A 10,545-nucleotide genomic window follows, 5' to 3' on the forward strand; every position below is an offset into this window, starting at 1 on the left:
GCGGGGTGATTTGCCGGGGCCTCCTGCATGTACATGCGTCGTGCCACTCCAAGATAATACCATGCGGAAATGGTGCTGCTGATCACAGCCACAAGCACCGTTACCGTATACCCTGCCGAAAAGGCTTCTTTAAAGAGCATGAATTTGCCCATAAAGCCCGCAGTCGGCGGAATGCCCGTCAGGGAAAAAAGAAAAACCAGCATGGCCGCAGCAAGGGCGGGATGTCGTGCGGCAAGGCCCGAGTAATCATCCAGGTCTTCACCCGCATCAGCCAGAGGATTATTTCCCTGTTTTTTCCCGTACACGGCAAGGTAGCCCATGATGGCAAAGGCACCCATGTTCATGCACAGGTAAATGGTCAAATACGCCGCCGTGGCGCGCAGGCCGTCGGCTGTGCACGCGGCAAGCCCCAAGAGGGCATAACCCGCGTGAGCTATGGCAGAGTACGCCAGCATGCGTTTAAGGCTTGTCTGCATTACGGCAGCGATATTGCCCAGAAGCATTGTCAATGCGGCCATCAAGGCCAACGCCCCGCTCCACTGAGCGCCCAGTTGCGGCAAGGCCATGACCAGTACGCGCGCAAGCACGGCGAAACTGGCCGTTTTGGCCGCCACAGACATAAAGGCGGTCACGGTTGTGGGCGCGCCTTCGTACACATCAGGCACCCACACGTGGAAGGGCGCGGCAGCTACCTTGAACCCCATGCCTGCCAGCATGAGCGCCAAAGCAACTACCAGGGCGGGCATGGTCTGCCCGGTTGCGGCAACAGGCAGTGCCGCAGCGATCTGCGCAAGCTCTGTATGCCCGGTAAGCCCGTACAGCAGGGACATGCCAAAAAGCAAAAGAGCCGAAGCAAAACTGCCCATCAAAAAATATTTGATAGCCGATTCGCTGCTGCGCGGATCGCCAGTGCGCAGGGCAACCATCGCGTAAATGGGCAGGGCCATGAGCTCAAGCCCCAGATAGAGCACAATGAGATCGCCAGCCGAAGCCATCACGCACATGCCCAGTGTTGAACATACTGCAAGGCAGTAATATTCGCCCTGACGCATTTGGGCATGTGAAAAAAAACTTTCGCTCATTAACGCCGTAAAAGCAAGTGCTACTACGCAAATGGCTTTAAAGAGCGCTCCAAAGCCGTCAGCGCGGAACATTCCGTCAAAAGAAACACTCCCGCCGCCCGCAGAAACTGCTACAATTGCTGCAAAAGCCGTTATTGCACCAACGACTGTCAGCCATTGCAGAAAAGCCCGCGCCCTTGGAAAAAACATGTCGGCGCACAGCAGGCCGATGGCCGTGACCAAGAGCGTCAGCTCCGGCAGCAGGGCCGGAAGTTCTTTCAGCAATGGCAGGGCCGAAAGAGGCGCTACGGATATGGCTGTCATGATAGCTCCTATGGTGTTGCCCTTGTGCCTCAAGGCACGTTGTCCGCCATCTGTATGGGCCATGCATGGCCTGTGGCGGGGGCGCAAACATTTATTGCCTGTGCGCGGGGGCCGGAACAGCGTTGTGCCGGCCTGCCCGCGATGTCGTCTAGACCAGATTACCTTTGAAATGCTTCACATTTCAAAGGTGTCATTCTGCCGAAAAATGCGATTTTCGGCAGAATCCACGCCACGTTGTGGCGCGCTGCACTCTCGTGCAGCGGTAGAGCATTTAACCTTTTCAAAGTTGAAATGCTCTAGTTTGCGGCAAAAACCGCAAAGGCCTGCTGGGTATCTGCCACCAGATGTTCCACGGTTGCGTGCATGTATTCCAGCAACACGTTGGGAAAGATGCCGATGCCCACAATAAGCAGGCTCATGGTCAGCAAAATGGCTATCTCGCGCCCATCAAGCTTTTCCCCAACCAGACCGCGCACGGTTTCAGACACCTGACGGAAAAACACGCGCTGATACAGCCAGAGCATGTACCAAGCGCCCAGTATCAGGCCGGAAGACGCCACCACCGCAGCCCAGGGCGCGCGTTCAAAACCGCCGAGCAGGATCAGGAATTCGCCCACAAAACCGTTGGTGCCGGGCAAACCCACCGCCGCCAGGGTAAAGACCATAAAAAAGGCCGCCAGCACTGGCATGACCGAGGCCAGCCCGCCGTAGACCTTGATCTCGCGCGTATGGGTGCGGTCATAGAGCATGCCTACGCCCAGAAAGAGCGCGCCCGTCACTATGCCGTGGTTGATCATCTGTAAAATGGAACCTTCCACGCCCTTTTGGGTCAGCGCAAAAAGCCCCAGAGTCACAAAACCCATATGGCTGACGGAACTGTAGGCGATGAGCCGCTTGACGTCCGTCTGCGCAAGGCAGACCAGCGCGCCGTACACGATGGCGATGACGGAAAGCACCAGCATGGGCTTGAGCAGCACCCATGCGGCATAGGGAAACAAAGGCAGCGAGAAGCGCAAAAAGCCGTATGCGCCCATCTTGATCAACACGCCGGCCAGAATGACCGAGGCCGCCGTGGGCGCTTCGGTATGCGCGTCTGGCAGCCAGGTGTGCACGGGCCACATGGGCACCTTGACCGCAAAGGCGGCAAAAAAGGCCCAGAACAGCAACAGTTGCAGCCGGGGATCAAAGTCGTTGCGCGCCAGCGCCGTGATGTCGAAGGTATGCCCCCCCTTGAGGTACAGCAGGATGATGCCCAGCAGCATCAGCAAACTGCCCAAAAGGGTGTACAGAAAGAACTTAATTGTGGCGTAAATGCGGCGCGGCCCGCCCCACACGCCAATAAGCAGGAACATGGGAATGAGCATGGCTTCCCAGAAAATATAAAACAGCATGAGGTCTGTGGCGCAAAACACGCCCACCATTGCGCTTTCAAGCAGCAGCAGGCTGATGAAAAACTCCTTGGCCTTGACCTTGATGCTTTTGTACGACACCGCAACGCCCATCAGGGTTATGAGGGCCGTCAGGGGCAGAAACAGCACGCTTATGCCGTCCACGCCCAGAGCGTAATTGATGTTCAGGCTCTCAATCCACGCGCAGTTTTCCACCAGTTGCATCTGCCACAGGCTTTTATCAAAGCGGCCCAGGGCCACAAAGCTCAGGCACAGCTCAATCAGGCAGACGGCAAGCGCGCCCAGCTTGATGGTTTCTTCGTTGCGGCGCGCAACAGCCAGCAGGGAAAGCCCACCCGCCAGAGGCACAAAGATGAGCAAGGAAAGAACAGGTACAGACATGCGATCTCCCCGCCGTTGTTAGGAAAAAAAGCCCAGTTGCAATACCAGCAAAAGCGCTGCTGCGCCCCCGGCCAGCCATGTCAGATAATGCGCCACCTGCCCGTCCTGAAGCCTGCGCAGGCTTGAGGACAATCTGCCGATGGCGCGCGGCACGCCGTTGACCACGCCTTCAATACCGCGCGTGTCCACCACGCCCAGCAGCAGGTTATCCGCCAGCCACAGCGTGGGCCGCACAAGGCAGGCCACATAGATTTCGTCCACCCAGTACTTGCGCGAAAACAATCGGTACAGACCGCCAAAAGCCTCTGCCACCTTGCCGGGCAGTTCCGGGCTGCGGCAATACATGAGCCAGGCCAAGCCGATGCCCGCAAAACCAGCAGCTACGGAAACAGCCATCAGCCCAAGCTCCACCGCGCCGGAAACATGCACATGCGGGTGCCCCGTCACCGGGGCGAGAAACTCCGCCCAGTGGTTGGAGCCGCCCAGAACATGCGGAATGCCCAGCCAGCCGGAGGCCACAGCCCCCACGGCAAGCACCAGCAGAGGGACAGTGACCACTCGCGGCGATTCGTGCAGATGCTCGCGCTGGTGTTCCGTCCCCCGAAACTGGCCCGTGAACACGCTGAAATACAGGCGGAAGGAGTAAAAAGCCGTCATAAAGGCCACCAGCACGCCCACGCCCCAGGCCAGATAGCCCGTAAACGTCCCCGCGTTGAAGGCCATGAGCAGAATCTCGTCCTTGCTGAAAAAGCCAGCCAGCCCCGGCACACCGGCAATGGAGAGCGAGGCAAGCAAAAAGGTTGCGCTGGTAATGGGCATATACCTGCCAAGCCCGCCCATGGAGCGCATGTCCTGCTCGTGGTGCATGCCCAGAATCACCGAACCACAACCGAGGAAGAGCAAGGCCTTGAAAAAGGCATGGGTAAACAGGTGGAACACGCCAGCGCCGTAGGCACCCACGCCGCAGGCAATGAACATGTAGGCCAGCTGGCTGATGGTCGAATAGGCCACCACCCTCTTGATGTCGGTCTGCGTGAGCGCGATGGTGGCGGCAAAGAGCGTTGTGACCGCGCCCACTACCGTAATGACCGCCAAGGCCGTGGACGACAGCGCAAACAGGGCATTGCAGCGCGCCAGCATGAACACGCCCGCCGTCACCATTGTGGCCGCGTGGATAAGCGCGCTCACCGGGGTGGGGCCTTCCATTGCATCGGGCAGCCACACATGCAAAGGAAGCTGGGCCGACTTGCCCACCGCGCCGCAGAACAGCAGCAGACAGACGAGCGTAGGCGCGCTGACCGCATAACCGCACAGGGTAAAGGTCATGCCCTCAAGCACGGCGGCCTGGGGCAGCACATCCGCATAGTGCAGGCTTCCAAAAATGGTGAAGATGCAGAACAGCCCGAGCAAAAAGCCAAAGTCGCCGAACCTGTTGACGATAAAAGCTTTCTTGCCCGCATCCGAGGCGGAATCCTTTTCGTAATAAAAGCCGATGAGCAGGTAGGACGAAAGCCCCACAGCCTCCCAGCCAAAAAAGAGCTGCAAAAAATTGTTGCCCATGACCAGCATGAGCATGGAAAAAGAAAACAGGCCAAGATAGGCGAAAAAGCGGTAATAGCCCTTTTCACCCCGCATGTAGCCCACGGAATAAATGTGCACCAGGGTGCTGACGCTGGTAACCACCACCAGCATGACCGCCGTGAGCTGATCCACCAGAAAGCCAAAGGTCACGCGCAGGTTGCCGGAGGCTATCCAGGTATGCACATCGGCATTGACGATATTGCCCGCCAGCACATCGCGCAGGGCAAGCAAGGCGCAAACAAGGGAGACGCCAATGGCTGCAATGGGCAGCCAGTGGGCTCGCTCGCCCCATTGGCGGCCGCAGATCAGGGTGAGCACAAAGGCCAGCAAGGGGCACAGAGGAATAAGCAGCAAGTATATTGGCATGTTTACCCCCGCATCGTTGTTATGTCTTCATTGCGCACACTTTTGTGGCTGCGGAACAGACAGATGACAATGCCAAGCCCCACTGCTGCCTCGCAGGCGGCAACAGTAATGATGAAAATTGTAAAAGCCTGCCCGCGCAGCGCGTCCATGAAATAGCTCATGGCCACCAGATTAAGATTGACGCCGTTGAGCATCAGCTCAAGCGAGAGCAGCATCACAATAATGTTGCGGCGCGTCAGGAACCCGGCCACACCTATGCAAAAAAGCACTGTTGCCAGCGCCATGTACCAGGAAAGGGGAATCACGCCGCGCCTCCTTGGTCTTTGTTGCCGCTCGCGCAGGGGCAGGCCTTGTCTTGGGTCAGCGCCGGGGCGGGTGTGCACACGGGCTGCCTGCGCGCCAGGGTCAGGGCAGCTACCAGAGCCACCAAGAGCAGCACGCCCGCAATTTCCAGCGAAAGAAAATGGTTGGTGAACAGCTCGCGGCTCAAGGCCCTGGTGTGCGTGACCTCGCGCAGGGCTTCAAGGGGCCATTGGCCCTTGCCGCCCGGTACAAAGCCAGCCACGCCCCAGAGCATGCCGCCGCACAGGGCAGCAGCCAGCGTGTAGCCCACGATGGGCTTGGAGGTCAGGGCAGGCAGCCGCAACTCGCGTTGCAGGTTCACCAGAAAGAGCACAAAGAGGTACATGACCAGGATGGCCCCGGCATAGACGATGATCTGTATGGCTGCCAGAAATTCGGCCTGCAAGGTCAGGTAGACCGCCGCCATGTGGAAGAACAGCAGCAGCACCAGCAATACGCAGTGAATGGGATTGCGCAGGCTGATAGCCAGCACGCCGCACACGGTTATGACAAAGGCGCAGTATAGAAAAAATATTTCACCAAACACCGTTCCACCTCCGCAGTGGACTTGCGCTCTGTTCCAGGATGCCTCCGCAAGGAGGCCTGTCATCCACGCTCACCGCCCGTCCTGCCGTGCATGCCTTTTCCGCTGTGGGCAGGGGGGCCTGCAACGCACAGGCATTGCCGCAGATCAGCACAGATTTTGGGCAGATCATTGCGCAGCACCGTCCTGATTTGTCTGACCATGGCCGGGCACGCTCGGGATCGGCTCCGTACTTTGCGCGTGAGCAGGCGCAGCGCGGTGATTCTTGCCCACCCACTGCTCCGCTCCGCTCCATTCCGCATCCACCGCCACCCGTTTGGCATGCGCAAGTGCGCCTTCGGGCATATTGCGGGGGCGGCACAGGGGGTTCACATAGCCTTTCATGTCGCCCTTCTGCGCCGCAAAATCGTCCCAGTTGTCCAGCAGGGCCTGCTTGTCAAACTTGAAGGCCGAACGCCCGTTGGCGGCGTAAGCATAGACTTCCGTCAGCACAATGGCGTTCACCGGGCAGACCTCTGCGCAGTAGCCGCAAAAAATGCAGCGCAGGGCGTCGATGTTATAGGCATCCACCACGCGGCTGTTATCTGCGGCGCGGCTCCAGCGAATGCGTATGCAGTGCGAGGGGCACACCCGCGCGCAGCGCATGCAGGCAACGCAGCGGCTCTCGCCGGTTGCGGCGTCGCGTACAAGGGCATGCCTCCCGCGAAAACCAGCGGCGACCACGGGTTTTTCTTCCGGATATTGCCGCGTGATGGGGCGGTTGAACATGCGCCGCAAGGTCAGGGCCATGCCCTGGGCTATTTCTGTCTGCAACAGGGTTTGCAGCCAGTTGCGGGGCGCTTTGTACTGAATCTGCATCTTTGCTCTCCTCGTCAGAGGCCCTAGCCCAGCAGGGCCTTGCCCAAAGCAGTGATCACAATATTGAAGAGCGCCAGAGGGATAAGCACCTTCCAGCCAAGGGCCATGAGCTGGTCGTAGCGGTAACGCGGCAGCGTGGCCCGCACCCAGAAAAAGAAAAACATGACGCCGTAGACCTTGAGCACCAGCCAGAACGGGGGGAAAAAGCCCACTTCCACCGGGCCGCGCCAGCCGCCCAGAAAGCAGACCACGCCCACCGTGGCCATCACAAACATGGACGTGTATTCGGCCATGAAAAACAGGGCGTAGCGCATGCCGCTGTATTCCGTGCAATAGCCGGAAACAAGCTCGCTTTCGGCCTCGGGCAGGTCAAAGGGCACGCGGTTGGTTTCCGCCAGCATGGCAACGCAAAAGATGAAAAAGCCAATGCACTGGCGGAAGGCGAACATGCCGAAAAACGAATCGCCCTGCGCCGCCACAATGTCGCCCAGATTGAGCGAGCCGGAGAGCAGCATCACGCCCACGAGGCTGAGGCCCATGGCGATTTCATAACTGATTACCTGCGCCGAGGCCCGCAACCCGCCAAGGAAGCTGAACTTGGAGTTTGAGGCCCAACCCGCCAGCACGACCCCGTAGCCCCCAAGCGAACTCATGGCGAACACAAAAAGCAGGCCGATATTGATGTTGGACAAAGCCCAGCCCTCGGCCCACGGCAGGATCGCCAGCGAGGCAAAGGCAGGCACCAGACAGATGATGGGGGCCAGCATGAAGATGGGCTTGTCTGCCGCGGAGGGGATGATGTCTTCCTTGAAAAAGCTCTTGATGCCGTCCGCAATGGGTTGCAGCAGCCCAAGCCAGCCCACGCGGGTGGGGCCCATGCGCATCTGCATATGGCCGATGACCTTGCGCTCAAAGTATGTGGCATAGGCCACATGCAGCAGCACGACGACCAGAAGCACGAGAAGTTGCAGCACAATTACCAGAACATTCATGGTTTCCCTGCCAGATTGGTTGTAGCCGTAAACCCGGTTTGTCCTGCGCAGCCCAGAGGCCTTGCAGGCAAGCCCCCCTGTTTACCGGTCAGATTCTCCCAGCACCACGTCCATGCTGCCGATATTGGCGATAAGGTCAGCTATAAGCCCGCCTGGGGCAATGCTTGCCAGCGCGCCGATATGGATAAACGACGGGCCGCGCACGTGCATTCGGTAGGGCCTGCTGCTGCCGTCGCTCACAAAGTAGAAGCCAAGTTCGCCCTTGGGGGCCTCGGTGGCTACGTACACATCGCCGGGCATGTAGATATTGTTGTCGTGCATGACCTGTCGCAGGCTGCCGCCAAAAAGCGCTGTTTCAGCCTCGCTGCGCCACGCCCTGTAGGGCATGAGCAGGTCGGGAGCGTCTGCCGCGAGGGTCGCGCCGGGGGGGAGCTGGTCCACGCACTGTTGCAGAATGCGCACAGACTGGCGCATTTCTTCCATGCGGCAGCGGTAGCGGGCGTAAATATCGCCATCGCTGCCCAGCGGCACTTCAAAATCCACCAGATCATAGGCATCGTAGGGTTCGTGCTTACGCACGTCGTAATCCACGCCGGAGCCGCGCAGACAGGCCCCGGTGAGGCCAAGGGCCAGGGCTTCCTTGCCGCTCAGAACACCCACGCCCACCGTGCGTTGCAACCAGATGCGATTGGTATCGAGCAGGGTTTCGTACTCAAGTATGCGCTTGGGAAAGATATTGAGAAAATCCTGCAAGCCGTCCATGAAGCGCCCGGTCACGTCCTGCCGCACGCCGCCGATGCGCGGATACGTCAGGGTGAGGCGTGCGCCGCAGAGGTCTTCAAAAAGATCCAGCAGTATTTCGCGCTCGCGGAAGCAATACAGAAAGACGGTCATGGCCCCGATATCCAGCGCGTGGGTGGCAAGCCAGAGCAGATGCGAGCAAAGGCGCGACATTTCGCAGGCAATGGTGCGGATGTAGCGCGCCCGTAGCGGAGCCTGCACGCCCAGCAGCTTTTCCACCGCAAGGCAGTAGCCCGTGTTGTTGGACATGGCGGCGATGTAGTCCAGCCGGTCGGTGAGGGTGAGGGCCTGCGCGTAGGTGAAGGTTTCGGCCATTTTTTCAAAGCCGCGGTGCAGATAGCCCACCTGCGGGTCGCAGCTCAAAATGGTTTCGCCCTCAAGCTCAAGGTCAAGGCGCAACACGCCGTGCGTGGCGGGGTGCTGCGGCCCGAGGCGCAGGCTGGTGCGATCCTCATCGCCGTCGTCAAAGCAGTCAACGTCGTCGGCGTTTTCTGGCAGTTCCCTGCCCAGCAGCTCCTGCACGTTCTGGCGCCCCACAGGCTGACCGTGACGCACAGGGCATTCAAGGCTCTGCTTGCGGATTTCACTCATGCTTTTCTCCCCCCTGCCAGCTCAGAGCGTCCGCAGCCCTGGCGTGTTCGCGCAATTCTGTCAGGCCAGACCATTCAGGCACGCCGCGCGAGGGAATGCGCACAGGATAGGCCTTGCGCAAGGGATGGCCCTGCCAGTCATCCGGCAGCAGAATGCGGCGCAGGTCAGGGTGCCCCCTGAAGTGTATGCCCATGAGGTCAAAAACCTCGCGCTCAAGCCAGTTGGCCACAGGCCACAAGGGCACGGCGGAATCAATGCCCGCATCGGGATCGTCCAGCTGGGCGCGCAGGCGCAGGGCACTGCGCTGATTCACGGAATACAGGTTGTAGACGACCTCAAACGCGCCAAGGCCCTCCTGCTTGCGACGGCTATTGTCCACCCCGCAGAGCGAGCGCAGGTGCATCATGTCAAAATGCTCCCTGGCGTAGACCAGCACATCAAGGATGCGACCGTGACGCAGCAGCACTGCCGTCTGACCACGAAACTCCTGTATGTCGAGCACTTCCTGCGGAAAAGCCTCACGCAGCAGACGCGCTATCTCCAGGGACTCCATCGAAATTGCTCCTTGTTAATTTTCTCCTGCAACTTGATAAAGCCGTCAAAAAGCGCTTCCGGCCTCGGGGGGCAGCCCGGCACATAGACATCTACCGGAATAATCTGATCCACGCCCTGCGTTACGGCATACGACTGAAAAAGCCCGCCGCTGCATGCGCAACTGCCCATGGCGAGCACATAGCGCGGCTCGGGCATCTGGTCATAAACTCTGCGCAGCACCGGGGCCATTTTTTTGCTCAGGGTCCCGGCCACCACCATGCAGTCTGCCTGCCGGGGGCTGGCGCGAAAGATGATGCCAAAGCGGTCAAGATCGTGCGTTGACGCGCCTGTGGCCATCATTTCGATGGCGCAGCAGGCAAGGCCAAAGGTCACCGGCCAGATGGAACCGCAACGGCCCCAGTTGACCAGAGCGTTGAGCGGCCCGAGCACGGCGTTGGCGCCGGGGAAAAACCGCAGGCCGTCCTTGTGCACCGCAAGGGGCTGGCCGTCGTGCGCGGCGGTGCGAGTTTCTACTTCACCCATTCAAAGGCCCCCTTTTTCCAGGCATAGGCGTAGGCCAGCACCAGCAGGGTCATGAAGGTCAGCATTTCCGCCAGCCCAAGGCTGCCCAGACGCACAAACTCCACTGCCCAGGTGTAGAGGAAGATGGCTTCCACATCGATGATGACAAAAAGAATGGCAACGTAATAAAATTTGATGGAAAAACGCGTGCGCGGCTCGGCGGTTGGCTCATTGCCGGA

11 protein-coding genes are annotated in these 10,545 nt (G+C 59.5%); all 11 read right to left on the reverse strand.

The window, feature by feature from the left end:
- Nucleotides 1-1,385: NADH-quinone oxidoreductase subunit N (locus tag VEZ52_RS10790; RefSeq protein WP_324836811.1), on the reverse strand; the 1,385-nt coding region annotated here is incomplete at its 3' end.
- Nucleotides 1,386-1,681: 296 nt separating this feature from the next.
- Entirely contained in the window at nucleotides 1,682-3,175 is a 1,494-nt protein-coding gene (locus VEZ52_RS10795) for an NADH-quinone oxidoreductase subunit M (RefSeq protein ID WP_324836812.1), read from the reverse strand.
- 18 nt (nucleotides 3,176-3,193) lie between these two features.
- Entirely contained in the window at nucleotides 3,194-5,122 is a 1,929-nt protein-coding gene (gene nuoL, locus VEZ52_RS10800; protein ID WP_324836813.1) for an NADH-quinone oxidoreductase subunit L, read from the reverse strand.
- A 2-nt stretch (nucleotides 5,123-5,124) separates the two neighbouring features.
- Entirely contained in the window at nucleotides 5,125-5,427 is a 303-nt protein-coding gene (nuoK, locus tag VEZ52_RS10805) for an NADH-quinone oxidoreductase subunit NuoK (protein WP_324836814.1), read from the reverse strand.
- Nucleotides 5,424-6,011 carry an NADH-quinone oxidoreductase subunit J gene (locus VEZ52_RS10810; RefSeq protein WP_324836815.1) on the reverse strand — a complete coding sequence of 196 codons (588 nt, stop codon included), beginning with the start codon at nucleotides 6,009-6,011 and terminating at the stop codon, nucleotides 5,424-5,426. Before VEZ52_RS10810 ends, nuoK begins: the two co-directional genes overlap by 4 nt.
- Before the next feature lie 165 nt (nucleotides 6,012-6,176).
- Nucleotides 6,177-6,866 (reverse strand): NADH-quinone oxidoreductase subunit NuoI, encoded by a 690-nt coding sequence (nuoI, locus tag VEZ52_RS10815; RefSeq protein WP_324836816.1) that lies wholly within the window; start codon nucleotides 6,864-6,866, stop codon nucleotides 6,177-6,179.
- Between the two features lie 23 nt (nucleotides 6,867-6,889).
- A complete protein-coding gene (gene nuoH / locus VEZ52_RS10820; protein ID WP_324836817.1) occupies nucleotides 6,890-7,858 on the reverse strand; it encodes an NADH-quinone oxidoreductase subunit NuoH in 969 nt (322 codons plus the stop codon).
- 81 nt (nucleotides 7,859-7,939) lie between these two features.
- A complete protein-coding gene (gene nuoD, locus VEZ52_RS10825) occupies nucleotides 7,940-9,250 on the reverse strand; it encodes an NADH dehydrogenase (quinone) subunit D (RefSeq protein ID WP_324836818.1) in 1,311 nt (436 codons plus the stop codon).
- A complete protein-coding gene (locus tag VEZ52_RS10830; protein WP_324836819.1) occupies nucleotides 9,243-9,803 on the reverse strand; it encodes an NADH-quinone oxidoreductase subunit C in 561 nt (186 codons plus the stop codon). Before VEZ52_RS10830 ends, nuoD begins: the two co-directional genes overlap by 8 nt.
- Nucleotides 9,785-10,327, reverse strand: a complete 543-nt coding sequence (locus VEZ52_RS10835) for an NADH-quinone oxidoreductase subunit B family protein (protein WP_324836820.1) — start codon at nucleotides 10,325-10,327, stop codon at nucleotides 9,785-9,787. The genes VEZ52_RS10830 and VEZ52_RS10835 overlap by 19 nt, the downstream gene beginning before the upstream one ends.
- Nucleotides 10,315-10,545, reverse strand: a 231-nt coding sequence (locus VEZ52_RS10840) for an NADH-quinone oxidoreductase subunit A (protein ID WP_324836821.1), incomplete at its 5' end; no start/stop codon positions are given. The genes VEZ52_RS10835 and VEZ52_RS10840, both read right to left, overlap by 13 nt.

It is taken from the genome of Desulfovibrio sp. (genome assembly GCF_035644575.1).
In the GTDB taxonomy this organism is placed as follows: domain Bacteria; phylum Desulfobacterota; class Desulfovibrionia; order Desulfovibrionales; family Desulfovibrionaceae; genus Desulfovibrio.